The 22297-nt window shown below is 65.5% G+C and carries 28 protein-coding genes; 11 read left to right on the forward strand and 17 right to left on the reverse strand.

Going from position 1 to position 22297, the window contains the following annotated elements; genetic code table 11:
* The first annotated feature begins 5 nt into the window (after nucleotides 1-5).
* From MY494_RS11480 to MY494_RS11505, 6 genes are all read left to right on the forward strand, one after another.
* On the forward strand, nucleotides 6-944 hold the full coding sequence (locus tag MY494_RS11480; RefSeq protein ID WP_247912046.1) for a bifunctional riboflavin kinase/FAD synthetase: 939 nt from the start codon (nucleotides 6-8) through the stop codon (nucleotides 942-944).
* Between the two features lie 150 nt (nucleotides 945-1094).
* Nucleotides 1095-2162, forward strand: a complete 1068-nt coding sequence (locus tag MY494_RS11485; protein WP_247910366.1) for a thiamine phosphate synthase — start codon at nucleotides 1095-1097, stop codon at nucleotides 2160-2162.
* Nucleotides 2159-2365 (forward strand): sulfur carrier protein ThiS, encoded by a 207-nt coding sequence (thiS, locus tag MY494_RS11490; protein WP_247910367.1) that lies wholly within the window; start codon nucleotides 2159-2161, stop codon nucleotides 2363-2365. The genes MY494_RS11485 and thiS overlap by 4 nt, the downstream gene beginning before the upstream one ends.
* Before the next feature lie 75 nt (nucleotides 2366-2440).
* A complete protein-coding gene (locus MY494_RS11495; RefSeq protein WP_247912047.1) occupies nucleotides 2441-3343 on the forward strand; it encodes a DUF1517 domain-containing protein in 903 nt (300 codons plus the stop codon).
* Nucleotides 3344-3467: 124 nt separating this feature from the next.
* Nucleotides 3468-3632, forward strand: a complete 165-nt coding sequence (locus tag MY494_RS11500; RefSeq protein ID WP_247910368.1) for a hypothetical protein — start codon at nucleotides 3468-3470, stop codon at nucleotides 3630-3632.
* A gap of 115 nt (nucleotides 3633-3747) precedes the next feature.
* Nucleotides 3748-3906, forward strand: a complete 159-nt coding sequence (locus MY494_RS11505) for a hypothetical protein (protein ID WP_247910369.1) — start codon at nucleotides 3748-3750, stop codon at nucleotides 3904-3906.
* Here the strand turns inward: MY494_RS11505 and larB are convergent.
* The 4 genes from larB to MY494_RS11525 are packed head-to-tail and all read right to left on the reverse strand — an operon-like array spanning nucleotide 3878 to nucleotide 5940.
* The gene (larB, locus tag MY494_RS11510; RefSeq protein WP_247910370.1) at nucleotides 3878-4558 is read right to left on the reverse strand and encodes a nickel pincer cofactor biosynthesis protein LarB; all 681 of its coding nucleotides are present in this window, start codon (nucleotides 4556-4558) and stop codon (nucleotides 3878-3880) included. The genes MY494_RS11505 and larB overlap by 29 nt on opposite strands.
* A complete protein-coding gene (locus MY494_RS11515; protein WP_247910371.1) occupies nucleotides 4555-4986 on the reverse strand; it encodes a TIGR03792 family protein in 432 nt (143 codons plus the stop codon). Before MY494_RS11515 ends, larB begins: the two co-directional genes overlap by 4 nt.
* Nucleotides 4983-5468 carry a 2-C-methyl-D-erythritol 2,4-cyclodiphosphate synthase gene (gene ispF, locus MY494_RS11520; RefSeq protein ID WP_247910372.1) on the reverse strand — a complete coding sequence of 162 codons (486 nt, stop codon included), beginning with the start codon at nucleotides 5466-5468 and terminating at the stop codon, nucleotides 4983-4985. The genes MY494_RS11515 and ispF overlap by 4 nt, the downstream gene beginning before the upstream one ends.
* A 28-nt stretch (nucleotides 5469-5496) precedes the next feature.
* Complete coding sequence (locus MY494_RS11525) at nucleotides 5497-5940, reverse strand: NfeD family protein (RefSeq protein WP_247910373.1); 444 nt, start codon at nucleotides 5938-5940, stop codon at nucleotides 5497-5499.
* 38 nt (nucleotides 5941-5978) lie between these two features.
* Between MY494_RS11525 and MY494_RS11530 the strand changes: the two genes are divergently transcribed.
* Nucleotides 5979-6890 carry an SPFH domain-containing protein gene (locus tag MY494_RS11530; RefSeq protein ID WP_247910374.1) on the forward strand — a complete coding sequence of 304 codons (912 nt, stop codon included), beginning with the start codon at nucleotides 5979-5981 and terminating at the stop codon, nucleotides 6888-6890.
* Here MY494_RS11530 and trmD read toward each other — a convergent pair.
* The 3 genes from trmD to era are packed head-to-tail and all read right to left on the reverse strand — an operon-like array spanning nucleotide 6887 to nucleotide 9046.
* Nucleotides 6887-7582, reverse strand: a complete 696-nt coding sequence (gene trmD / locus MY494_RS11535) for a tRNA (guanosine(37)-N1)-methyltransferase TrmD (protein WP_247910375.1) — start codon at nucleotides 7580-7582, stop codon at nucleotides 6887-6889. The two genes, MY494_RS11530 and trmD, sit on opposite strands and share 4 nt — an antisense overlap.
* Before the next feature lie 3 nt (nucleotides 7583-7585).
* Nucleotides 7586-8050: a phycobiliprotein lyase gene (locus MY494_RS11540; protein WP_247910376.1), complete on the reverse strand. Its 465-nt coding sequence runs from the start codon at nucleotides 8048-8050 to the stop codon at nucleotides 7586-7588.
* Between the two features lie 12 nt (nucleotides 8051-8062).
* On the reverse strand, nucleotides 8063-9046 hold the full coding sequence (gene era / locus MY494_RS11545; RefSeq protein ID WP_247910377.1) for a GTPase Era: 984 nt from the start codon (nucleotides 9044-9046) through the stop codon (nucleotides 8063-8065).
* Between the two features lie 29 nt (nucleotides 9047-9075).
* Here era and MY494_RS11550 point away from each other — a divergent pair, with 29 nt between their 5' ends.
* A complete protein-coding gene (locus MY494_RS11550) occupies nucleotides 9076-9603 on the forward strand; it encodes a hypothetical protein (RefSeq protein WP_247910378.1) in 528 nt (175 codons plus the stop codon).
* A 71-nt stretch (nucleotides 9604-9674) separates the two neighbouring features.
* Here MY494_RS11550 and MY494_RS11555 read toward each other — a convergent pair whose 3' ends face one another.
* The 5 genes from MY494_RS11555 to MY494_RS11575 form a co-directional block, all read right to left on the reverse strand.
* Nucleotides 9675-10409, reverse strand: coding sequence for a Bax inhibitor-1 family protein (locus MY494_RS11555; protein ID WP_247910379.1), 735 nt, complete (start codon nucleotides 10407-10409; stop codon nucleotides 9675-9677).
* Nucleotides 10410-10484: 75 nt separating this feature from the next.
* Entirely contained in the window at nucleotides 10485-11468 is a 984-nt protein-coding gene (locus MY494_RS11560; protein ID WP_247910380.1) for a PhoH family protein, read from the reverse strand.
* 11 nt (nucleotides 11469-11479) lie between these two features.
* Nucleotides 11480-11869 carry a 30S ribosomal protein S16 gene (rpsP, locus tag MY494_RS11565; RefSeq protein ID WP_247910381.1) on the reverse strand — a complete coding sequence of 130 codons (390 nt, stop codon included), beginning with the start codon at nucleotides 11867-11869 and terminating at the stop codon, nucleotides 11480-11482.
* A gap of 91 nt (nucleotides 11870-11960) precedes the next feature.
* A complete protein-coding gene (gene ffh, locus MY494_RS11570) occupies nucleotides 11961-13418 on the reverse strand; it encodes a signal recognition particle protein (protein WP_247910382.1) in 1458 nt (485 codons plus the stop codon).
* A gap of 60 nt (nucleotides 13419-13478) precedes the next feature.
* Nucleotides 13479-15476, reverse strand: coding sequence for an IMS domain-containing protein (locus tag MY494_RS11575; RefSeq protein ID WP_247910383.1), 1998 nt, complete (start codon nucleotides 15474-15476; stop codon nucleotides 13479-13481).
* Between the two features lie 141 nt (nucleotides 15477-15617).
* On the opposite strand from MY494_RS11575, the gene pdhA reads away from it, so the two are divergent.
* Nucleotides 15618-16727 (forward strand): pyruvate dehydrogenase (acetyl-transferring) E1 component subunit alpha, encoded by a 1110-nt coding sequence (gene pdhA, locus MY494_RS11580; protein ID WP_247910384.1) that lies wholly within the window; start codon nucleotides 15618-15620, stop codon nucleotides 16725-16727.
* An 11-nt stretch (nucleotides 16728-16738) separates the two neighbouring features.
* Here the strand turns inward: pdhA and MY494_RS11585 are convergent, their stop codons facing one another.
* Together MY494_RS11585 and MY494_RS11590 are read right to left on the reverse strand one after the other, a co-directional pair.
* Entirely contained in the window at nucleotides 16739-17653 is a 915-nt protein-coding gene (locus MY494_RS11585; protein ID WP_247910385.1) for a histone deacetylase, read from the reverse strand.
* 6 nt (nucleotides 17654-17659) lie between these two features.
* On the reverse strand, nucleotides 17660-17833 hold the full coding sequence (locus tag MY494_RS11590; protein ID WP_247910387.1) for a hypothetical protein: 174 nt from the start codon (nucleotides 17831-17833) through the stop codon (nucleotides 17660-17662).
* A gap of 71 nt (nucleotides 17834-17904) precedes the next feature.
* Between MY494_RS11590 and MY494_RS11595 the strand changes: the two genes are divergently transcribed.
* On the forward strand, nucleotides 17905-18135 hold the full coding sequence (locus MY494_RS11595; protein ID WP_247910389.1) for a hypothetical protein: 231 nt from the start codon (nucleotides 17905-17907) through the stop codon (nucleotides 18133-18135).
* Here MY494_RS11595 and MY494_RS11600 read toward each other — a convergent pair.
* Nucleotides 18132-19061: an RNA polymerase sigma factor, RpoD/SigA family gene (locus MY494_RS11600; RefSeq protein WP_247910391.1), complete on the reverse strand. Its 930-nt coding sequence runs from the start codon at nucleotides 19059-19061 to the stop codon at nucleotides 18132-18134. The genes MY494_RS11595 and MY494_RS11600 overlap by 4 nt on opposite strands.
* Before the next feature lie 132 nt (nucleotides 19062-19193).
* The gene (locus tag MY494_RS11605) at nucleotides 19194-20786 is read right to left on the reverse strand and encodes an NAD(P)H-hydrate dehydratase (protein WP_247910393.1); all 1593 of its coding nucleotides are present in this window, start codon (nucleotides 20784-20786) and stop codon (nucleotides 19194-19196) included.
* A 94-nt stretch (nucleotides 20787-20880) separates the two neighbouring features.
* Between MY494_RS11605 and mnmA the strand changes: the two genes are divergently transcribed.
* Nucleotides 20881-22032 carry a tRNA 2-thiouridine(34) synthase MnmA gene (mnmA, locus tag MY494_RS11610; RefSeq protein WP_247912049.1) on the forward strand — a complete coding sequence of 384 codons (1152 nt, stop codon included), beginning with the start codon at nucleotides 20881-20883 and terminating at the stop codon, nucleotides 22030-22032.
* Between the two features lie 5 nt (nucleotides 22033-22037).
* Here the strand turns inward: mnmA and MY494_RS11615 are convergent, their stop codons facing one another.
* Nucleotides 22038-22241, reverse strand: a complete 204-nt coding sequence (locus MY494_RS11615; protein ID WP_247910394.1) for a DUF86 domain-containing protein — start codon at nucleotides 22239-22241, stop codon at nucleotides 22038-22040.
* Nucleotides 22242-22297: the final 56 nt, after the last annotated feature.

The following is a 22297-nucleotide window of genomic DNA, read 5'->3' on the forward strand; positions in this document are numbered from 1 at the left end:
GGCCAGTGATACCGCTGCTCGATCCAGGGCAGGCCAAGCGCCCCACGGCGGTGGCTCTGGGCAGTTTTGACGGCTTGCACCCGGGCCATCGCAGCGTGATCGCGGCCGTCACTGAACGAGCCGCACAGCTGGATCTTGTGCCAACGGTGGTCAGCTTCTGGCCCCACCCCCGGGAGGTTCTCTTTGGTGAGGCCCGCCTGCGGCTGGACCTGCCCGCCGAGAAATTGGGCCTGCTGGAGCCCCTGGGGATCGAGCAGTTGGTCCTGGTCCCCTTCACCAAGGAGCTGGCGTCGCTTTCCCCCGAGGCCTTTGTGCAGCAGGTGCTGCACGAGCAGCTGCAGGCCGGCTTCGTGGTGGTCGGCGAGAACTTCCGTTTTGGGGCGGGCCGCAGCGGCAACACCAAGACCCTGCAGCAGCTGGCCGCGGAACGGGGTATCGAGGTCCAAATCCAACCCCTGCTGGCGGAAGGGGAGGAGCAATTCAGCAGCAGTCGCATCCGCCGCGCGCTAGCGGTGGGGGATCTGCTGGAGGCCACTCGGCTGCTGGGCCGTCCCTACCGCTTTGGCGGGACCGTGGTCAGTGGCCGCGGCTTGGGCCGTCAGCTGGGTTGGCCCACCGCCAACCTGCAGGTGGACGGCCGCAAGTTTCTGCCCCTTGAGGGGGTCTATGCCGCTTGGGCCTGGCTCGGTGAGGAGCGGCTGGCGGCGGTGATGAACCTCGGGCCCCAGCCCACGGTGGATCCCACGGCTCCCTCGGCGGTTGAGGTCCATCTGCTCGGCCGAACCCTGGAGCTCAACGGTAAAACCCTGATGGTGGAGCCGGTGCGGTTGCTGCGAACGCAGCAGCGCTTTGAGAACCTCGAGGCCCTGGTGCAGCAAATCCAGCGCGACGCCGAGTGCGCGGCTGGGCTCTTGGACTCAGCTGGCGGGGTAAGCGTTGGTTAGGCCCCAGCTGATGAAGGCGACGATCGCCCCCAGCAGCAGAATCCCTGAGATCAGCACCACCATCGGGCTGTCGGATTCGCCCTGGGCCATCGCCATTCCTGTTGGATTGCGCCTCAAACCTAAGCAGAGAGCCCTGCCCGTGCAGACGCCATGACCACACCTGAACAGCCGGCGGCGGTGTTGCGGTTGCTCGATGCCAACCTCGACCGCGCCCGTGAGGGGCTGCGGGTGATCGAGGACTGGTGCCGCTTTGGCCTCGATCGAGCGGATCTGGTGGCCCGCAGCAAGGACATGCGCCAACGCTTGGGTCGGCTGCATGACGAGCGCTACAAGCAGGCCCGCGACGCCGCTGGCGATGTGGCCACGGGTATGGCGCATCCCGCCCAGCGGGAGCGGGAGCAGCCGCAGGCGGTGGTGGCGGCGAACTGCGGCCGCGTCCAGGAGGCCCTGCGGGTCTTGGAGGAATTCGGCCGTGGCGTGGATGATCGCCTGGCTGAGGAGGCCGCGGCGGTTCGCTACGCCCTCTACGACCTGGAGGTGGATGTGATCCGAGCGAGTGCAAGCGGGCAGGAGCGGCGTGAGCGCCTTCGGGCTGCGCGTTTGTATCTGGTGACCAGTCCTTCGCCCCGGCTGGAGGCCGTAGTGGAGGCCGCTCTTGAGGGGGGTGTGCGTTTGGTGCAGTACCGCGCCAAGGACGGAAGCCTGGCTCCCGATGGCCAACCGATGACCGATGCGGTGCGCCTTCAGCAGGCCCAGGCGCTGCGGCAGCTCTGCAGTCGCCACGGCGCTTTGTTTCTGGTCAACGACCGCATCGACATCGCCCTGGCGGTGGATGCCGACGGCGTGCATCTCGGCCAGGGGGATCTCCCGCCGGCCTTGGCACGGCAGCTGCTCGGCCCTGAGAAGTTGATCGGCCGCAGCACCCACGCCCTGGAGCAGTTGCAGCAGGCCATGCGCGATGGCTGTGACTACGTCGGTGTCGGACCGGTCAACGCCACACCCACCAAGCCTGGCCGTGAGCCAGTGGGATTGGATTACGTCCGGCAGGCGGCAGCAGAGAGCGCCATTCCTTTCTTTGCCATCGGTGGGATTGAGAAGGGGAATCTGCCGGCGGTGTTGGCCACCGGTGCCACCCGGGTGGCTGTGGTGCGTGCGATCACCGAGGCTCCTGATCCGGCCCAGGCCGCCCGTGAACTGCTGGAGGCGCTGCAGGGATGATTCAGGTTCGCGTCAATGGCGAAGCCACCAGCTGCCCGGAGGGTCTGAACCTGGTGCAGATGCTCGAGCACCTCGGCTATAGACCCCAACTGGTGGTGGTGGAGTTCAACGGCGAGATCCTGCCGCGGGCCCGCTGGGCTGAACAGCCGGTTCGGGAAGCCGATGGTCTGGAGGTGGTCACCATCGTCGGCGGGGGTTCTTAGATTCCATCGAGCTAGAGCTCTGCCGTGGCCGCTTCACGTCCCTCCTCGCTCGTGCGCCGGCTGCTCAGTGGCTTGATGGTTCCGGCCCTGGTGCTCACACTTCTGCTGGCGTTGCCGCAGGCCAGCCAGGCGGCGAGCGGTGGTCGGATTGGCGGCGGCAGCTTCCGTTCCGCCCCGATGCCCCGCAGCTACGGCGGTGGCGGCTACCGCGGCGGCGGTTATCAGCGGGGCTATGGGGGCGGCTTTGGCTTCCCCTTTGTGGTGCCCTTCTTCTTTGGTGGGGGCGGCCTTTTTGGCTTCTTGATCCTGATGGCCGTGGTGGGCTTGCTGGTGAATGCGGTCCGCGGTGGCGGCGGTGGTGGTGGCGCCTCCCTGCCGGCTGGCATGCGAGGCGGTTCGATCGATCGTGCTCAGAGCGATGGACCGGTCTCGATCGCCCAACTGCAGGTGGGGCTGCTGGCCTCGGCTCGGGAATTGCAGCGCGATCTGCGGGAGCTCGCGGGCAGTGCTGACACCAGCACCAGCAGCGGCCTGCAGCGGGTCTTGCAGGACAGCACCTTGGCCCTGCTGCGTCAGCCTGATCTCTGGGTCTATGCCAACGCTGAGGTGGGGCAGGTTCCCTTCCAAGCGGCGGAATCCACGTTTAACCGCCTCTCGATGACCGAGCGCAGCAAGCTGCGCAGCGAGGTCACCAGCAATGTTTCCGGGACAGTCAGCGCCAACACCGGCAGCCAGGCTGGTGACGCTGATGCTGTCAGCGATTACATCGCCGTCACCCTTCTGGTGGCCAGCCGCAGTCGCCTCACCCTCAAGCCAGTGAATGGGTCCGAGGAGTTGCGCGAGACCCTACGCATCCTGGGCTCGGTTCCCTCCAGTCAGCTCTTGGCCCTGGAGGTGATCTGGCAGCCCGATGGGGCCGGCGATGTCCTCAGTGCCGATGAGCTGATTACGGCCTATCCGCAGCTCAAACATCTTTGATCTTGCCTCTTTTGATTTCCTCAAGATTTGAGGAATTAAAGAAACTCTTCGGCTCCTGATCGGCTGAAGCGGTTGTTCTTCGTCGGGCGGAATCTCTAAGGTCTGAGAACTTCTTTTTTCATACGTGTCCACCCCGCGCCACTCCACGGAGACCTCTGCCATGAAGTGGCATGCCAATGGTGAGTTGGCTGGCGTGGATCTGCAGGCGCTCCTCAGCCGTTTGAACAAGGTGGAGAGCGAAGAGTGTGCACGGGAGCTGGAGTGGCTCAGCCGCCGCGACGAGGTCTGAGCGCTGGTCCGGCGCTCTTTGAGAGCCAATCCTGAAGGTCGGCCGCAGATTCGTCTCAGCCCGGTTGCACGGTTCAGGGCTGCTCACCACACTGCGGAGCACCGGCGTTGCGTGCATGGCTCGGCGATCGATGCAGTGGGTCAACACCCCCGTGTTGATGGAGGCCTTGGACCGCTATGAACAGGGGCGCCTGCCCCGCTCTATGCGTCTTTGGGTGGAAGCGGTGCTGGAGTTGGAGCGCCCGCTTACCGCTCCGCTGCGGCCCCACTGCTGAGCAGGATCCGCAGGGCTGCCATCGCGGCGCCATAGCCGTTGTCGATATTCACCACGCTGAGGCCTGGAGCGCAGCTGGCCAGCATTCCGTGGAGGGCTGCCTGGCCGCCGGCGCTGACGCCGTAGCCGACGCTGACGGGAACCCCGATCACCGGTTGGGGCAGCAGGCCAGCGAGGACCGTGGGCAGTGCTCCTTCCATGCCGGCACAGGCGATCAGCACCCGGGCCTGGCGCAGTCGATCGAGTTGGTCCAGCAGGCGGTGCAAACCCGCCACGCCCACATCCAGCACCAGCTCGCAGGCAATCCCGTGCCACTGCAGAGCGAGCTGCGCTTCGGCGGCGACTGGGAGATCACTGGTGCCGCCGCTCAGGACCACCACGTCCCCCAGCGCGGGCCTGGCGGCTGCAGCTGAACCGAGGCTCAGGCAACGCGCGTCCGTGTGGAACTGCAGCTGCGGGTCATTCGCGAGCAACGCGGCGACGGCCTGGGCCTTGGCGGCATCCACTCGGGTGGCCAGGGCCAGCTCGCCGCTTCGCTGCTGCCGCACCAGGATCGCGGCGATCTGCTCGGCGCTCTTGTGCTCTCCCCAAATGGCCTCCGCCATCCCGAGGCGTTGGCGGCGCTGTAGATCCAGGCGGGCCTGCTCGCTCATGCAGCCGGGATCAGTTCCCCTTCAAAGACCAGAGGGAAGGGATTGCCTTGCCGTTGGCCCGTGGCTTCGCGGGCGAGTTGCTCAAAACGCTCTTGCACGGCCTCCACCTCGGCTTCGGGGATCGCTTTCCATTGCTCTTTGCTGGCCCAGCGGATGAGCAGCGTGCCTTCCTCCCGTTCGCTGTCCCAGAGCAATTCGCGGCCCAGGAAACCGGCTTGCTGTTGCAGCCACGGTTCCCAACTGCCCTGCTCGGCTTGCATCCAGGCGGCGCGACCCTCCGCCGGCACCTTGATCCGTAGGTGCTCAACGACGACCACCTCCAGTTGACCGCCGGGCTGGTCGTTGGTGGCAATCGCCACGTCGGGATGGCCAGCCAGCAGCATCGCCAGGCAGAGCGCGAGTGCGGCGACCCTAGCGAGCAGGCTCATGGTTTCTGCAGCAGGGCCACGGCCTGGCAGGAGATGCCCTCCTCACGGCCCTCGGCGCCGAGCTTTTCATTGGTCGTGGCTTTGACGCCCACCTGATCGGGCTCCACACCCATGCGCGCGGCGATGGCACAGCGCATGGCTTCGATATGCGGCTTGAGCTTCGGGCGCTCGGCAACCACGACGGAATCGACGTTCACGACACTCCAGCCCCGCTCACGCACCAAGGCCACGACCTGCTCCAACAGCACCAGGCTGTCGGCACCCTTCCACTTCGGGTCGTCGGGGGGGAAGTACTTGCCGATGTCCCCAAGGGACAGGGCCCCCAGCAGGGCATCCATGATCGCGTGCACCAGCACGTCGGCATCGCTGTGGCCATCGAGTCCCAGGCCTGCGGGATGGTCCAGCCGTTGGCCGCCCAGGATCAGCGGCCGACCCGGCACCAGCCGGTGGATGTCGTAGCCGTTGCCGATGCGGAGTGGCATGGGTGCCGGTTGCGCTTGGTTTTGGAACCTAGGCGCTCGGCAGCACCTGCAGGTTGGTGCCGTCCCGGCCCATCACCAGCACCTGGCTGCCGGGCTGAAGCGCTTGCCCAGGCTCCAGGTTCTCCGCTGCCCAGCTTTGGCCGTGCCAGAGCACCCGACCCTGGTCACTTCCTGCATCAAAGCCACTGATGACCTCGGCGTACTGGGCCGCGTCGCTCTGGCGGATGGCCCGCTCCCGCTTGCGCGCGGACCAGCGCTGCAGCAGCAGAAGCAGGGCGAGCGAGCCAGAGGCAAAGAGCAGCAGCTGCAGCCCCAGGTTCAGGGGCAACCAGGCGCAGAGCAGCGAGACGAACAGGGCGGCCAGGGCCGCGGCGAGCAGTCCGTCGAACTCCACCCCGAGCCACTCCAGGGCCAAGAGGGCCAAGGCAACCAGAAACCAGAGCAGCGCAGTCACGGGGTTGCGATCAGGCACCTGCTGCCTAGCTTGAAGCTGACTGAGCGATTGGGCCAATGGAAGCGCTGTTTGGCTTGCCGGCCCTGGTGGTCATGGCCTTTTTGGGGCTCAACAGCATCAAGGTCACCAGCGGCGGGCAATCCCGTCTGGTGGAGCGGCTGGGGAAGTACGACCGGCAGCTGCAGCCGGGGCTCTCCTTGGTGCTTCCTGTGGTCGAGCGGGTGGTGAGCCATGAGTCGCTGAAGGAGCGGGTGCTCGACATCCCGCCGCAGCAGTGCATCACCCGCGACAACGTCGCCATTGAGGTGGATGCGGTCGTCTATTGGCAACTGCTGGAGCACGAGCGGGCCTACTACTCCGTCGACAACCTTCAGGCGGCGATGGTCAACCTGGTGTTGACCCAGATCCGTGCTGAGATGGGCAAGCTCGATCTGGATCAGACCTTCACGACGCGCCAGGAGGTGAATGAGGCGCTGCTGCGGGAGTTGGATTCCGCCACCGACCCCTGGGGGGTGAAGGTCACCCGTGTGGAGCTGCGGGACATCCAACCCTCCCGCGGCGTGCAGCAGGCGATGGAGCAGCAGATGACCGCGGAGCGGGAGAAGCGCGCCGCGATCCTGCGCTCGGAAGGCGAGAAGGAGTCCCAGCTGAATGCGGCCCGGGGGCGGGCTGAAGCGCTGGTGCTCGATGCCAAGGCCAAGCAGGAAGCCCTGCTGCTGGAAGCGGAAGCCCAGGCCAAGCAACAGGCTCTCTTGGCTCAGGCCCGCGCCGATGCATCCACCCGTTTAGCCAAGGCGATTCAGGCCGATCCTGAGGCGGCGGAAGCGATGCGCCTGCTGCTGGCTGGCGATTGGATGGCGATGGGCGAGCAGATGGCCCAGGCCCCTGGGGGCAGCGTCTTGATGGTGGACCCCCAAAGCCCGGCAGCCTTGATCTCCGCCCTCAAGGGTTTCCAGCAGCAGGGTTAGGTCTGCTGCTCCGCTTGCCAGCGGGCGTAGAGATCAGGTCTTCGCTCGCGGGTGCGCTCTTGCTGCTGCTGAGCGCGCCAGCGGGCAATGGCGCCATGGTCGCCGCTGCGCAGGACATCCGGAACGGTCATGCCGCGGAAGTCCGCCGGGCGGGTGTAGTGGGGGTGCTCCAGCAGCAGCGCGCTGTGGCTCTCCTCCTCCAGGCAGGCCTCGGTGCCGACGGTGCCCGGCAACAGGCGAACCACGCCGTTGATGATCGTCATCGCCGGCAGTTCGCCGCCGGTCAGCACGAAGTCTCCGATCGAGACTTCCTCGTCGGCCAGGGAGCGAATCCGCTCATCAAATCCCTCGTAGTGGCCGCAGAGGAAGACCAGCTGGTCGTAGTCCGCAGACCAGCGGCGTAGGTCCACCTGGCGCAGGGGTTGCCCCTGGGGTGACATCAACAGGGTGCGCCGGCGCGGTTGCACCGGGATCGACTCGAAGGCGGCAAAGACCGGCTCCGGCTTGAGCACCATGCCGGCACCGCCGCCATAGGGCTCGTCGTCCACCTTGCGGTAGCGATCCGTGGCGAAATCCCGCGGGTTGTGCACGTGGAGCTCAGCGCGGCCGGCAGCGAAGGCGCGGCCGATCACCCCAAGACCCTGCAGTGGCGCAAAGGCTTCCGGGGTCAGGCTGACCACATCGAGACGCATCGCTCAGGCGGCGGGCCGGCTGACCCGGCGGATTTCAGAGCTGAAGCTGGCGCGTCCAGGGGTGCCATCGGCCGGCTGCTCGATGGTGGAGCGCAGGCGCAGGTTGGGCTTGTTGAACCAGATCCGCTCGCGGATCTCGCTGTCGCCCTGCTCCAGGATCAGCTCCAGGCTGCAGTCGGGCCAGAGGGTCCAGCGGCCCTGCTGCTCCCCCGCTTGGAACTGGCCATCGGCTTGGAACTGAAGCTGCTTGGGTGTCTGGTCCTTGGGCCCCACGCTCAGCCCCCCGGGGTTGCCCTCGAGGTGGCGGACCACCAGCTCCCCGCGCTCGCTGCTGTGCCACTCGTCGCCTTCTCCGGCGTCGCTGTCATCACCGAGGACGAAACGGGATCGCAGGCACATCCACTCGCCTTCACAGAGGTGCAGGAAGGCTTCGATTGAGTCCGGAGGGAAGGAGGCGTTGTCGCTCATTGGGCGATTCTCTCAGCTGTCGCCGCGGTACCCCAATTCCGCCAGGCGTGATGAGCTCCGGCGCCAGTTGGGAACGACTTTGACAAAGAGCTCCAGGTAGACCGGTCCAGAAATCAGCTTCTGCATCTGCTGCCGGGCGCCGGTGCCGATTTGGCGCAGCATCCGCCCGCCCTTGCCGATCAGGATGCCCTTCTGGCTGGTGCGCTCCACGAGGACCGTGGCCAGGACCGCGGTGCGTTCCTTGTCATCCACGACCCGCTCGATTTGAACGGCGACCGAGTGGGGGATCTCTTCACGGGTGTGCTGGAGGACCTGCTCGCGGATGAGTTCCGCTAGCAGCAGCTGCTCCGGTTGGTCACTGACCGCATCGGGTGGGTAGAGGTGCGGCCCTTCCGGCAGTTCGGCCGCCAGGGCATTGACCAGGGCCTCGGTCCCATCGCCATTCAGGGCGCTGACGGGGTGCAGGGGCCAGCCGGGAACGAGTTCGCGGTAGCTGGCCTCCAGCTCGGCGGCCTGGGCCGGATCCACCAGATCGCATTTGTTCAGGGCGACCTGGACGGGCACCTTGGTGCGCTCGAGCAGCTCAACGATGAAGCCATCCCCGCGGCCGGCGGCCTGGCTGCCATCCACCAGCAGCAGCACCTGATCGACTTCACCGATGGCGCCGCGGGCGGTTTGCACCAGGCGCTCCCCGAGGAGGTGATGGGGTTTGTGGATCCCAGGGGTGTCCACCAGGACCAGCTGCGCCGTGGGGGTTGTGAGGATCGCCCGCAGCCGGTTCCGAGTGGTCTGGGCTACTGGAGAGGTGATGGCCACCTTCTCCCCGACCAACTGATTCATCAAGGTGGACTTGCCCACGTTGGGCCGTCCCACCAGGGCGACAAAGCCTGAGCGGAATCCTTCGGGGCTCTGCCCCAGGGTGAAGCCCTCGGCCACGGCCTCGGCCGGCAGATCACTGAGATCTGGGAAAGGCGGCAGCTGGTCGTGTGACTCCATAGCCTCACCTTGGCAGTTCAACCTCCCCCATGACTGAAGCCGCCCCGCTGGAGCCCACGTTTCAACAGGCGATGGAGATCACGGCCCAGTGGCTCGGGCTGTGGGAGAACGGCGAACTCAGCGATGAGGTGATCGGCGATCGGGTCTCTGAGCTGGTGGCCAGCCGTGATGGTGCCCGGGGCTTCTTTGTGGTGTCCCTGGCGGGGGATTGCCCGCTGATGGATCGCTTGCCGGACGCCGTGGTGTTCGCCCTGCGCCAGGCCGGCGATGGGGTGGTGGACCTCAGTGCCCGCAACCTGGCCATGAGCACGGCGATGGCGCTGCATCACGAGCGCAATGCTGACGCGGCTCAGCAGGCGGGATCGGAGCGGGTGCAATCGCGCTGCACCGAGTTGCTGCGGCTGCTGGATCCTGAAGCGGTGAAGGCGCGGCTGGAAATCTTGCTGGAGGCCACCGATGGCCGTGGTGAGGACGTGGCCTTTCTCAAGCGCTGGGGCTACGACGCCGGGCAGACCGCGGCGATTGCTGAGGCGATCTTGGCTGTGGCCGAGGGCTAAGTCTTTGCTTTCACGGAGCCACAAAAAAAGCGCCCCGTCTGGGGCGCTTGGCTTGAAGGCGTTGATCTGGATCAGTCGCGGCGACCGCCACCGTTGAGGGCGATCACCAGACGCAGGATGAAGATGAACAGGTTGATGTAGGTCAGGTACATGCTCAGCGCACCGGCCAGGTACTGGTCGTCGCTGTAGGTGCGGGGCATCGTGTAGAAGTCCACGAAGGCCGCGCCCACGAAGATCACGGTGCCAAAGCCGGCGATCAGCAGCTCCATGCCGCCCATGCCGAAGCCGGGCACGAAGATGCCGCCGATGATCTGGACGACCATGGCGATGACCAGGCCGAGGATGCCCAGGCCGACGACACCGCTCAGGGCCTGACCGACGCTGTCGCTCATGCGGCGACCCATCACCGAGGCCGCCATAAAGGTGACGCCGGTGGCCAGGGCGGCGGTGCCGATCGCACCGATGCCAGCGGTCCCAATGGCCAGGGCCACGATGCCGCTCAGGGTGAAGCCGGTGATCAGGCTGTAGGCCGCCATCAGCGGCAGGGCCGTGCTGTTGTTGGCCTTCAGGGCCACGTTCTGAGCCACGAAGAACAGAACGAAGTTGCCAATCAGGGCCACCCAGAACAGGGGCATGAAGCTGGCGGGGTTGCTGGCCAACAGGGCCAGGCCGCCCATCACGCCACCGGCGGTGAGCACCATGCCGCCACCCACGTAGGGCAGCGCCTTATTGACCACGTTGGGCCCCACGAGAGCGCTGGATTGCGCGTCGCGGATGGCCTCCTGGAAATTGCTGCTGGCCGGCATGGCACAGAGGATGACTGGCCTCATCCTGCCAGCGATCTCAAGGTTGTGTGCCTTGAAGGGGTGTGGATCCCCCGACTAACGCCGGGCGCGGGCTGCGTCCCGGGCGGCGTAGGCGGTCACCAGGCGCTGCACCAGGGGATGGCGCACCACATCGGCGGCACTGAGCCGGCAGACCGCGATTCCCTCCACGCCGTCGAGAACCTGAGCCGCCTCGATTAAGCCGCTCAATTGACCTTGGGGAAGATCGATCTGGGTGGGGTCACCCGTGACCACCATCTTCGAGCCTTCGCCCAGACGGGTCAGCACCATTCGCATCTGAGCGGGGGTGGTGTTCTGCGCCTCATCGAGGATCACGAAGGCTTCTGCCAGGGTCCTTCCGCGCATGTAGGCCAACGGGGCGACCTCGATGACGTTCTTCTCGATCAGCGCCGCGGTTCGCTCCTGACCCAGCAGGCTGTGTAAGGCGTCGTAGAGGGGACGCAGGTAGGGGTCGACCTTCTGTTGGAGATCCCCTGGCAAAAAGCCCAGTCGCTCGCCGGCTTCCACGGCGGGGCGGGTCAAGATCAGCCGCTCCACCTTTCGTTCCTGCAGGGCCCGAACCGCCTGGACTGCAGCCAGGAAGGTCTTGCCGGTGCCAGCGGGACCGAGGGCGAAGGTGAGGTCGTGGCGCTCGATCGCCTCGACGTAGGTCTTCTGTTTAAGGGTGCGTGGCCGCAGCAGCTTGCCGCTCTGGCTGCGGGCTAGGACCTGTTTCCCGAGCTGTTGGTGCTCTTCCCCTCGGCCGGTGTCCAGGGCAGAGAGGGCTGTTTGCACATCCACCTGGGTGATGCTTTGTCCTTCCTGCCAGAGGGGACGCAGCAGTTCAACCAGGCCTGCGGCCCGCTCCAATTGATTGGGGCGGCCTCGCATCTGCAAGGAAAGACCCCGCAGCACCAAGGAAGCACCAGTCAGGGCTTCCAGGCGATGCAGGGTTGATTCAGCTTCACCAGCCAGGGCCATGGCGGCGTCCTGGTCGGGAAGGTCGATGGTGAAGGCCGTGAGGCTTTCAGCCTCGGGCATTGGGGGATGCCTCAGGCTTCGGTTGCTTCTTCAGCGGGAGCCTCTGCAGCGGCAGCGGCTTCGGCGGCCTTGGCTTCAGCTGCTTCCTTAGCGGCCTGCTTGGCAGCAGCCTCGCGGATGGCAGCCTGCTTCTTCTGGCCGACGACCACAGAGGAGCGCACCTTCTTCTCGATCAGACCGCCGCGCTCGAGCAGGGTTTGAACGACCTCGGTGGGCTGGGCGCCCTGGGCGAGACGGGCACGGATGGCCTCAGTGTCGAGACGGGTCTCCTTGGTGCGGGGGTTGTAGAAGCCCAGCTCCTCGAGGGGACGACCGTCACGGCGTGAGGTGCTGTTGCAGGCCACCAGGCGGAAGCTCGCTTCCCGCTTTTTACCGAACCGCTTCAGGCGGAGCTTGATCATTGTGGCCTTGCCTTACTGACTGGATAAAGGTGCGGTGATTCCCCAGGGAACCGCGCGCAAACGACAACAATACTCTCTGGGGTGACGTCCCTTAGAGCTGGCCGAAGCCCTTGCGCTTCTTGGCGGGTTTCGGGGCTTTCGGCATCCCACCGCCACGGCCACCGCGGCCGGCGGGAGCGCCGCCCATGCCAGGCATGCCACCCATACCGGGGAAGCCGCCCATGCCGGGCATTCCAGGCATGCCGCCACCGCGGGTCATCTGTTGCATGAAGCCCCGCATCTGCTGGAAGTTCTGCAGCACCTTGTCCACATCCGCGGCGGTGTGGCCACTGCCGCTGGCGATCCGGCGCCGGCGGGAGGGATTGGCGGCCAGCAGGTCGGGGTCGCTGCGTTCGGCCTCCGTCATGGAGCTGATCATCGCTTCGATCTTTTTGAGCTGCTCTTCGCCCTGCTTGAGCATCCCGTCGTCGATCTTGTTCATCCCCGGGATCATTTTCATGAGGCCGCCCAGGGAGCCCATGCGCTTGATCAGGCGCATCTGCTTAACGAAGTCCGAGAAGTCGAAAGTGGCTTCCTGGAGCTTCTGCTGCATCTTGGCCACATCGGCCAGCTCGACCTCCTTCTGGGCCTTCTCCACCAGGGTGAGGACGTCGCCCATGCCGAGGATGCGGCTGGCCATCCGCTCCGGGTGGAAGGGCTGAAGCGCCTCAACCTTTTCCCCGGTACCGATGAATTTGATTGGGGCGCCGCTGACCTTGCGGATCGAGAGGGCCGCACCGCCGCGGGAGTCGCCGTCGAGCTTGGTGAGGACTGCACCGGTGATGCCCACCTGATCGTGGAAGGCCCGGGTCAGTTCGGCGGCCTCCTGGCCGATCATCGAATCCACGACCAGCAGCACCTCATCGGGCTGCACGGCCTCGCGGATGCGGACCATCTCCTCCATCATCGAGATGTCGATCTGGAGGCGGCCGGCGGTGTCCACCAGGACGGTGTCGAAGCCCTCCGCTTTGGCCTTTTCAAGGCCAGCGGCGGCGATGGCTTCTGGCTTGGCATCGGTGCCCAGGCTGAAGACCTCAACGCCGATCTGTCCGCCCAGGGTTTTGAGCTGCTCGATGGCCGCGGGGCGGTAGACGTCGGCGCCCACCAACAGCGCCTTGCGTCCTTTCTCTTTGAGGTGGAGGCCGAGCTTGGCGGTGGCGGTCGTCTTGCCGGCGCCCTGGAGGCCGGCCATCAGCACCACAGCTGGGGCGCCTTCTGTTCCCGCGGCGGCCAGGGGAGCGTTCTCGCCGCCCATGGTGTCCACGAGTTGCTCGTGCACCACCTGAATGAATTTCTGGTCGGGGCTGACGCCTCGCACCACCTCAGCCCCTAGGGCCTTTTTGCGGACCTCCTCGACGAAGTCCTTGACCACCGGAAGGCTGACATCGGCCTCCAGCAGGGCCCGGCGCACATCCTTGAGCGCACCGTCGATATTTCCCTCATTGATCGCCCCCTGACCGCGCAGGTTCTTGACGGCATCTTCAAACCGTTGGGAGAGCTCGTCGAACATGGGGGGGCCTGTGATCGACTGATCGTAAAAAGCGACCGTCTCGAGAGCGGGTCAGGAGACTCAGTTCTTGGCGGTGGGCTTGTAGGCGACCAGCTGCCAGCTGCCGTTTTTGCGGCCAAAGATGTAGGTGTTGCGCAGGGTCATCTCTGGGGTTCGGCTCAGAATTTTGCCGGCCTTGGTCCGGAGTTCATCGCTGTAGGTCAGAGCCACCTGGGCCGCGATGCGCACACCGGAGCGCTCGCTGATCTTGAAGCCGGTGATGGTGGTGTTCACCGTTTCGGTGGCGCCGCGCTGGCGGTTGGCTTGGGCCTGGCGTTGAAGCCGCTGGATCTGATCGGGGCGGGCCAGGTCGGCCAGGGTCTCGCTCGGTGCTTCACCGGCGAGGACCGCGGCTTTTTCGCTCAGCCAAGCCTCGAGCAGGCCCTGCAGTTGGCTGGCGCTGGGATCGGGATCGCTCAGGGGGAAGGGGTTGGCCTGGGCCGGAGCTGCGGGGGCGGTCGATTCAGGCTGAACAAGGGCCGCATTGCTGCCGCTGGTTGCGGTCTCCACCTCGGCTTCGCGGGGCTTCAGCGCCACCCAGCCGCCAAAACCAAGGGCCATGACAACCACGGCCACACCAACGGGCCGCCCCCAGCTGGGGAGTTCCTGCAGCCGCTCATTGAGGCTGCCGAGTTGGGGCCATTGGAGTTCGGGTAGAGCCGGGAGCCTCCAGCGGGGGCCATCCCAGAGCTCATCGTCGCCCTCCTCCTCCTCGTCGAGGGTCTCGAGGTTTGTCGGGGTTTCGCTGCTGCCGCCGAGGTCGAAGCTCGGCCAGTCCCCAAAGGCGGTGCTGGTCTCTGTCGCAGCCGGCACCTCGAAACTTGGTTTGGCGTTGAACTGGCGGCCGCGGATGCGGTCCTGTTGGTCGATGTAGGCCTGCACATCCCGGTCCGCGAACCAGGCATCGAGGTTGGCGTCGACGTCGATGTCCCGGAACCCTTCCAGCACTTCTCGTGTCAGCCAGTCGCGGCAGTAGGCGCAGAGGCGTGCCAGGGGGTCGTCTCCCTGCTCCATGGCCCACTGCTTCAGGGCGGCATCCGCTCCCAACTCGAAGAGACGCTCCGCTTCATCCACCTGACCGAGCAGCAGTTGCTGGCAGGAGAGGAAGACCTCAATGCCGGGTTGGCCGCTGTTTTTTAGACGCTCGTAGGCCTCCAGGATCCGCTCCGGTTTGCGCTGGGAGAACCCCGAAGCGGTGAGGGCAAAACTGGCCAGGAAGTCGGCCGTGGCGGAGCCTGAATCGCCCCAACGGCTGAAGAGCTCCACCTGTTCTTGGGCCGTCAGGAATTGACGGATCTGTTTGAAGAACGGCTGGAACTCGCTTTGGGGGAAGGTCAGATCGGTATGGCCCTCGAGGCCTCCTCGCTGCTGCACGAGTTGCTCCAGCAGGGCGATGCCCTGTAAGCGGGAGGTGCTGGCGGAGAGGTCGCGGCTGATCAGGTCGAGGACGCGATAGGGGAGAAGCTCCTTGAGGTCCTGCTCGAGCTTGCGGCGTTGTTCGGCCTGCTGACCCATGCGTTGGAGCAGCTGCAGACCCTGCTGCAGGGTGAGCGCGGCCGCCTCATAGCGGCGTTGATCGCGGTAATCCCGAGCGGTGCCCTGGCAGGCCAGGCCGGCCAAAAGGGTCAGGTCCGCTTCGCGGCTGCTGCCCAGGGCGGGGGCTTGGGGCGGCTGCAGTCCGCGGGAGGCGCTGTCGAAGGCCTCCTGGGATTGGCCGGCCTCCATTAAGAGGAGAAGGCCGCCCACTTCACGGGAGGGGGGAATCTCCAGGGCGGCGATGGAGCCGTTGGCGTTGTCGGCGATGGCCGTGAGTTCCCGCTCGTAGGCCTGGCGCCGGGTTTCGTCGCTCAGCAGGTCGGCGCTGGCTTCCAGCAGTTCGGCCCTGGCCTGGAGTGTGTCTTGGGTAAAACCCTGGTCTGGAATGCGATCAAGACGCTGCTGCAGGGTGCGCAGCACGCTCTGCCGGTCGGAGCTGGCATTCACGCCGAGCAGGCGGAAGTGGTCGATCGGCAGTTCCAAATTGAGCTCGGATTGGCGGGCGCTAATCGGACGTGACTGTAGGCAGAGTCTTCGGTTTTGGCCGTCCTTCGTGCACCTTTTGGAGATGGACCCCGTACAGTCAGGCCAGCATCAGAGTCCCCGGAGAGCAGGACCTCAGCCATGACACAGGCCGATCTTGGACAGGGCGTCGCCACCAGTGGTGCTCCCTCCTGCTCAGCCGATGTCAACCAGGTCGGCTTGCATGCCGAGCGGCTGATGAACCTCTACCCCTCCACGCCGGCAACGGTGACGCGGGATGAGGGCCTGATGCTTTACCGCGACATGACCCTCGGCCGGCGCTTCGAAGACAAGTGCGCCGAGATGTACTACCGCGGAAAGATGTTCGGCTTTGTTCACCTCTACAACGGCCAAGAGGCCGTGAGCACGGGGGTGATCAAGGCGATGAAGATGCAGCACGACTGGTTCTGCAGCACCTACCGCGACCACGTCCACGCCCTCAGCTGCGGCGTACCGGCCCGCGAGGTCATGAGCGAACTGTTCGGCAAGGAGACCGGTTGCAGCAAGGGCCGTGGGGGCTCGATGCACCTGTTCTCCAAGGAGCATCACCTGCTGGGTGGTTATGCCTTTATTGGTGAGGGCATTCCCGTTGCCCTGGGCGCCGCCTTCACCAGCCGCTACAAGCGTGATGCGCTGGGCGATTCCACAAGCGACGCAGTGACCGCCGCCTTCTTCGGCGATGGCACTTGCAACATCGGCCAGTTCTACGAGTGCTTGAACATGGCGGCGCTCTGGAAGCTGCCGATCATCTTTGTGGTCGAGAACAACAAGTGGGCCATCGGCATGGACCACAACCGCGCCACCAGCGACCCCGAGATTTGGCGTAAAGCCGCAGCCTTTGGGATGGCCGGTGAAGAAGTCGATGGCATGGATGTCTTGGCCGTCCGCGGCGCTGCCCAGCGGGCGATCGAGCGGGCCCGTGCCGGTGAAGGCCCCACCGTGTTGGAGTGCCTGACCTATCGCTTCCGCGGTCACTCCCTGGCGGACCCCGACGAGCTGCGGGCTGAGGCCGAGAAAGAGTTCTGGGCCCAGCGCGATCCGATCAAGCGTCTGGCCGCTCACCTGATTCAGCACAACCTGGTGAAGGCCGAGGAGCTCAAGGCGATCGAGAAGGAGATCGACGCCGAAGTGGCCGATTGTGTGGAGTTCGCCCTGGCGGCTCCTGAGCCCAAGCCGGAAGAGCTCACCCGCTACATCTGGGCGGAGGACTGATCTCCCCTTCGTTAGAGCCCGTGCAAACGGGCTTGCTCGTTTGCAGCGCGGAAAACCAGGCTGTGGCGCACCACCAGGGGCTTTAAGTCGTCGTAGCCGCCTCCGATCACTGTGGCGATTGGAATGTTTCGCCGCAGGCAACTGTCCATCACCAGGCGGTCACGGTTCAGTAGGCCCTGATCACTGAGGCGAAGCCGACCGAGCCGGTCCTCAAGGTGGGGGTCGACCCCAGCGTTGTAGAGCACGAGATCTGGTTGCTGTTGATCCAGCAGGGTCGGGATTAGATCGCCAATTGCCTCGAGATAGGCGTCATCTCCAATTCCATCGTCTAAGGCCAGGTCGACGTCGCTCTGTTGTTTGCGCAGCGGGAAGTTGCTGCCGCAGTGCACCGAGAGGGTGAAGACCCGTGGCTCCTGGGCAAAGATGGCGGCGGTGGCATCCCCTTGATGCACATCCAGGTCGATCACCATCAAGCGCTGGACCTGCCCTTCAGCCAGCAGAACCTGGGCGGTGACGGCGCAGTCGTTGAAGATGCAGAACCCGCTGCCGTGGTCGGGGTAGGCGTGGTGGGTCCCCCCGGCCAGGTGGCAGGCAACGCCGTGTTCGAGGGCCAATCGGGCCGTCAGGAGGGATCCCCCCACCGCCAGCCAGGTGCGCTGCACCAATGGGGTCGTGGCTGGCAGGCCGATGCGGCGCTGCTCGGCCGGGAGCAGTTCCCCGCGGGCGAAGGCCTGGTGGTAGCGGCGGCTGTGGGTGAGCTCAAGCCAGCGCCGCGGCACCGGTAGGGGCCGATGGATCTGCTCCTCCCGCGCAATTCCCTGCTCCTCAAGCAAGGAGCGCAGGAGTTTGAACTTCGCCATCGGGAAGCGATGGCTACTGGGCAAGGGGGCTGAATAGGCCGGGTGATAGACGAGCGGTAGTCGCACCGGGCGTTAACAGTCGTCGTCGGCGTCGAACTCTTCGTCGAAGAGCGAGTCTCGCAGCAGGCGATCCACCAGCAGCCCCATGTCATCGAGCTGGAGTTGCTGCATCAACAGCTCCAGTTCTTTGATCACCGGCTCAGAGAGACGCAGGGTGATTGGAAGGCTGTCTTCTCCGCCGAGCATTGCGGGTGGGCGATGGCAGTGCGAAGTCTGGCGGAAACCGGGCTACAAAGGAGTGCAATCAAGGGATCGCGATGGCTCCAGTCTGGCTGGTGATCTTGTTCTGGTCCGGGTCTGTTCATGGCGGCACGGCGATGCAATCGCTGCCGATGAAAACCTTTGCCGACTGTCAGAAGTCCCGCGACATGCTGATGGCCCAGCTCAAGACGAGCCCGGTCAGCAAGAGCAAGGCGCTCAATAGCTTCTGTATTTCCGGCTCAGAACTGCCGCCGGCCGCTCCGGTGGGCCAGACCCCGGAGTCCTAGATCGCCGTCGGCATGCGCCGAGTGAGGTGACGCAGCTTGCGCAGCGCTTTGAGCTCCACCTGGCGTACCCGCTCGCGGGAGACCTCGAGCATGCGGCCGATTTCAGCGAGGGTGTGGCGCTCTTCTCCTTCGAGGCCAAAGCGCAGTTCAAGCACCTGACGCTCCTGGTCGGTCAGGTGGGTCAGCCAGCGGCCCAGTTGCTCTTGGTGGATGCCGCGCTCCACCTGATCCAGGGGCTCGCTGTTGGTTTGATCGGCAATCAGGTCACCGAGGAAACTCCGGCCCTCTTCGCCGTTCACCGGGGCATCCAGGCTGGAGGTCGTCAGGGCTTGGCGCAGCAGGGAGTCGAGCTCATCGAGCGGCATGTCCATCTCTTCCGCAATTTCCTTGCGGCTGGGCATCGCACCGAGCTTGTGGGCCAGCTCAAGGCTGACTTTGCGAATGGCGGTGAGGCGTTCAGAGAGATGAACCGGTAAGCGGATGGTCCGCGATTGGCAGGCGATGGCCCGGGTCATGCTCTGGCGGATCCACCAGAAGGCATAGGTCGAGAACTTGTAGCCGCGGGTGGGATCGAATTTCTCCACCGCGCGCTCAAGGCCCAGCGATCCCTCTTGAATGAGATCGAGGAGCTCGAGGCCTTTGCCTTGATATTTCTTGGCGACGCTGACAACAAGCCGCAGATTTGCCTTCATCATGCGCTCTTTGGAGCGCCGGCCCACCCGCATGATCTTTTTCTCGTGGGTTGTATAGCTCTCTCCTTTGTCTTCTTCTGCAAGTCGCATCATCGCTTGCACTTGATTGCCTAATTCAATCTCTTCCGCCGGGGTCAGCAGGGGGACACGGCCAATGGTCGAGAGGTACCAACTAATGGGATCGCTACTGCGACGGCGACTGCTGTTGGTGTTGGAGCTGGTGGCGGTTGCCATTGGGGCTCCTCCCGAAACGTTTGGAAAATCTCCTACGGATTTTTTTGAAACTGTTGGGATTTCAGTAACGCTTCAGCTTTGAGATACGAAAAATCACACCACTTTTGAGACTCGCTTGCACCACTGGCCTGTTCAGATTCTGTTCACAATTGTGGATTTCGTTTTTCTCTCCATCGCGGCCAAGATTTCGGCAATACGACTTGGCGTTGCCCCTCCGATTCCATGCTGCTCACTGGCTCGCTGACCGGCCGCGGCATGGGCGAGGGCGGCGAGTGCCAGCAACGAACCACCTGCGGTGGCCCCGCTCGCCAGGGCCAGGGCACCCAATCCTCCGGCATAGCCCGCCAAGACATCCCCAAGCCCCGCCCTGGCGGCATGGGAGCAGGCGCTGCTGAGTTGCCAGCGCTCACCAGTGGGATCAGCAATGACACTGCGGGCGCCCTTGAGCAGCACCGAGCAGCCGCTGCGTTGGGCCGCTGCCGCGCAGGCCTCCAGGGCGGGCTGCCCAGAGAGATCAGGGAAGATCCGCTGGAACTCACCGCCATGGGGGGTGAGCCAGGTGGGGCCGCGACGGCCCAGTAGCCAAGGGACAGCAGGGCGCTGGGCCAGGCGATTGAGGCCATCGGCATCGAGCACCAGCAGGCCAGGGAAGGTTTGGAGCTGCTCCCAGATCCCGTCGTCTCCAGGGTGATTGCCGATGCCCGGTCCGAGGACCACCGCATCGAGCCGCTCCAGGGCTGAGGGCGGCAGCGCACGGAGATCCAGGGACCCATTGCTGTGGCTGGGAAGCCGCGCCGAGAGGACGGCATGGGGGAGTTGGCACCAGAGCTGATCGGCCACAGCCTCTGGCACCGCGGCCCGAAGGCTGCCGGCACCACTGGCGCTGGCCCCTTCCAGGGAGAGCAGGGCTGCTCCTCGGTAGGCGTCGCTGCCGGCGATCAGCAGCAGCCGCCCCCGCTTGTATTTCGCTGCCGCAGCAGCTGGTGTGGGCCAGGGGGCACTGCTGAGGTCCGCTGCGCCCAGGCTCCGGGTTTGATTTGGGGGCAACGCCTCCAGCAGGGCCCTTGGAAGCCCCAGCTCGATGCGCTCCAGATCCCCCACCCAGGCCAGGGCGCTGTCTTGCACAAAGCCCTGTTTGATCAGGCCAATGCTCAAGGTCAGCTGGGCGGTGGCGGCGGCTTGCCCCAGCGGTACCCCTCGATCGGAGCAGAGTCCCGTCGGACCGTCGATGGCGATCAGTCGATCGGCCAGCTGCCGTTGGCGCTCCAGCAGCAGTTGCTCGAGCTCAGCCCCAGGGGGCCGGCTTTGGCCGATGCCAAAGAGGGCATCGATCCAGAGGGCTGGATCGCTGGGCTCGGGCGTGCCCTCCAGCTTGGGGATCCCCAGCCAGAGGGCCTGGCGCAGGTGGCTTTCGGTCAGGGGCTTGCGCCGCTCAAAGGGACACCAGATCCGCACAGCGATGCCGGCCAGGTGAAGCTCACGGGCGATCACCAGGCCATCGCCGCCGTTGTGGCCGGGACCCACCAGCACCAGCGCGCCCCACGATTGCAGGTCCGGCCAGACATCGGGTTGCTGCAGCCGCCTGCTGATGGCCAGAGCGGCCTTCTCCATCAGCGCCTCCACGGGCATGCCGTTGGCGAAGAGCACCTGCTCGAGTTCGGCCATCTGCGGGCCGCTCACCATCAGGTGAGCGGCGTCGCGGGGGGGCCAACAGAGCGGGGCCAAAACAGCACTGGCGGCGGCAGTTCCATGATGGAGAGAACAGCCACCGTTGGCATTGGCGCGCTTCTCCGCTGTTCCCGTTGCATCTGAGGCCTCCGTGGCGGCAACGGAGGCGGGCGCCCTGGCGATTGAGCGGCTGCGCCAGTGGCCCGGTGAGCACCGAGTGGCTGTGGGTCTCTCCGGTGGTGTGGATAGCTCCTTGACCGCGGCCCTGTTGGTGGAGGCTGGTTGGGAGGTGGAGGGCCTGACCCTCTGGCTGATGAGCGGCAAGGGGGCCTGCTGCGCCGAAGGCCTGGTCGATGCCGCTGGGGTCTGCGAGCAGCTCGAGGTGCCGCACCACGTGGTGGATTTCCGAGAGCACTTCAAGGAACAGATCGTTGATTTCTTGGTGCAGGGCTACGAGGCCGGCGTCACACCGCTTCCCTGCTCCCGCTGCAACCGCGAGGTGAAGTTCGGGCCGATGCTCCAGTGGGCCAAAGAGGAGCGCGGTATTGAGCGGATCGCCACGGGCCACTACGCCCGGGTGCGCCATGGGGACCAGAGCGAGAACGGCCGCCACCAGTTGCTGCGCGGCCTCGATCAACGGAAAGATCAGAGCTATTTCCTCTATGACCTGCCCCAGCAGGCCCTGGGTCGCCTGATCTTTCCCCTGGGGGAGCTGACCAAACCCGACACCCGGCTGGAGGCAGACCGCCATGGGCTGCGGACGGCGCAGAAACCCGAGAGCCAGGACCTCTGTCTGGCGGATCACCACGGCACGATGAAGGCCTTCTTGGATGCCTACCTGCCGCCGCGCCCCGGGCAGATCGTGCTGGCCGATGGCCAGGTGGTGGGCGAGCACGACGGCATCGAGCACTTCACGATTGGCCAGCGCAAGGGTCTGGGGGTGGCCTGGAGTGAGCCGCTGCATGTGGTGCGGCTGGATGGGGCGATGAACCAGGTGGTGGTGGCCCCCCGCCGGGATGCGGCCCGCGGTGAGGCGGTGGTGGGGGCGGTGAATTGGGTTTCCATCGCGCCACCCACCGAGCCGCTCGAGGTGGAGGTGCAGGTGCGCTACCGCAGCGGTCCCCAGCAGGCCCGGCTGATTCCCCTGCCGGAGACCGAGGTCGATCGGGCAGCGGATCGCCCGCATCGCTGCCGCCTGGAATTCGCCGAGGAGCAGTTCTCGATCACCCCGGGCCAGGCGGCGGTGTTCTACGCCGGTGAGATGGTGCTGGGGGGTGGCTTAATTCAGCGCGATCACCAGTAGGGGTCTCAGTTCGCTTCCGCGTTGCTGAGGATCTCGAGAACTCGGTCTCGGATCCTGGGGAATTGGCGATAGGCCTGCCAGACCTCGTCGAGGTCCACCTTGTCGTAGGCATGGATCAGGAGATCACGCATCCCGGCCATGCCGCGCCAATGCAGATCGCGGTTCTGTTCGCGCAGTTCTGAGCTGATCCGTTTCACGGCTTCACCCATCACCTCCAAGCATCGGATCAGGGCGTCCTGTAAGTAGTCGGTTCGCTCTTAGGCAT

This window comes from Synechococcus sp. A10-1-5-1 (assembly GCF_023115425.1).
In the GTDB taxonomy this organism is placed as follows: Bacteria; Cyanobacteriota; Cyanobacteriia; order PCC-6307; family Cyanobiaceae; genus Vulcanococcus.

Bases quoted from the DNA above. Each gene is read 5' to 3' on its own strand.
- MY494_RS11590 (WP_247910387.1), bottom strand. From the start codon at position 17,833: ATGCTCGGCGGAGAAGACAGCCTTCCAATCACCCTGCGTCTCTCTGAG.
- MY494_RS11540 (WP_247910376.1), bottom strand. From the start codon at position 8,050: ATGAGCGACAACGCCTCCTTCCCTCCGGACTCAATCGAAGCCTTCCTG.
- larB (WP_247910370.1), bottom strand. From the start codon at position 4,558: ATGAGCGAGCAGGCCCGCCTGGATCTACAGCGCCGCCAACGCCTCGGG.
- ispF (WP_247910372.1), bottom strand. From the start codon at position 5,468: ATGCCACTCCGCATCGGCAACGGCTACGACATCCACCGGCTGGTGCCG.
- MY494_RS11555 (WP_247910379.1), bottom strand. From the start codon at position 10,409: ATGCCGGCCAGCAGCAATTTCCAGGAGGCCATCCGCGACGCGCAATCC.
- MY494_RS11595 (WP_247910389.1), top strand. From the start codon at position 17,905: ATGGCTCCAGTCTGGCTGGTGATCTTGTTCTGGTCCGGGTCTGTTCAT.
- trmD (WP_247910375.1), bottom strand. From the start codon at position 7,582: ATGCGTCTCGATGTGGTCAGCCTGACCCCGGAAGCCTTTGCGCCACTG.
- MY494_RS11600 (WP_247910391.1), bottom strand. From the start codon at position 19,061: ATGGCAACCGCCACCAGCTCCAACACCAACAGCAGTCGCCGTCGCAGT.
- era (WP_247910377.1), bottom strand. From the start codon at position 9,046: ATGGAGTCACACGACCAGCTGCCGCCTTTCCCAGATCTCAGTGATCTG.
- MY494_RS11615 (WP_247910394.1), bottom strand. From the start codon at position 22,241: ATGGGTGAAGCCGTGAAACGGATCAGCTCAGAACTGCGCGAACAGAAC.
- MY494_RS11485 (WP_247910366.1), top strand. From the start codon at position 1,095: ATGACCACACCTGAACAGCCGGCGGCGGTGTTGCGGTTGCTCGATGCC.
- MY494_RS11530 (WP_247910374.1), top strand. From the start codon at position 5,979: ATGGAAGCGCTGTTTGGCTTGCCGGCCCTGGTGGTCATGGCCTTTTTG.
- MY494_RS11560 (WP_247910380.1), bottom strand. From the start codon at position 11,468: ATGCCCGAGGCTGAAAGCCTCACGGCCTTCACCATCGACCTTCCCGAC.
- MY494_RS11515 (WP_247910371.1), bottom strand. From the start codon at position 4,986: ATGAGCCTGCTCGCTAGGGTCGCCGCACTCGCGCTCTGCCTGGCGATG.
- MY494_RS11505 (WP_247910369.1), top strand. From the start codon at position 3,748: ATGGCTCGGCGATCGATGCAGTGGGTCAACACCCCCGTGTTGATGGAG.
- thiS (WP_247910367.1), top strand. From the start codon at position 2,159: ATGATTCAGGTTCGCGTCAATGGCGAAGCCACCAGCTGCCCGGAGGGT.
- MY494_RS11495 (WP_247912047.1), top strand. From the start codon at position 2,441: ATGGTTCCGGCCCTGGTGCTCACACTTCTGCTGGCGTTGCCGCAGGCC.
- rpsP (WP_247910381.1), bottom strand. From the start codon at position 11,869: ATGATCAAGCTCCGCCTGAAGCGGTTCGGTAAAAAGCGGGAAGCGAGC.
- MY494_RS11550 (WP_247910378.1), top strand. From the start codon at position 9,076: ATGACTGAAGCCGCCCCGCTGGAGCCCACGTTTCAACAGGCGATGGAG.
- ffh (WP_247910382.1), bottom strand. From the start codon at position 13,418: ATGTTCGACGAGCTCTCCCAACGGTTTGAAGATGCCGTCAAGAACCTG.
- pdhA (WP_247910384.1), top strand. From the start codon at position 15,618: ATGACACAGGCCGATCTTGGACAGGGCGTCGCCACCAGTGGTGCTCCC.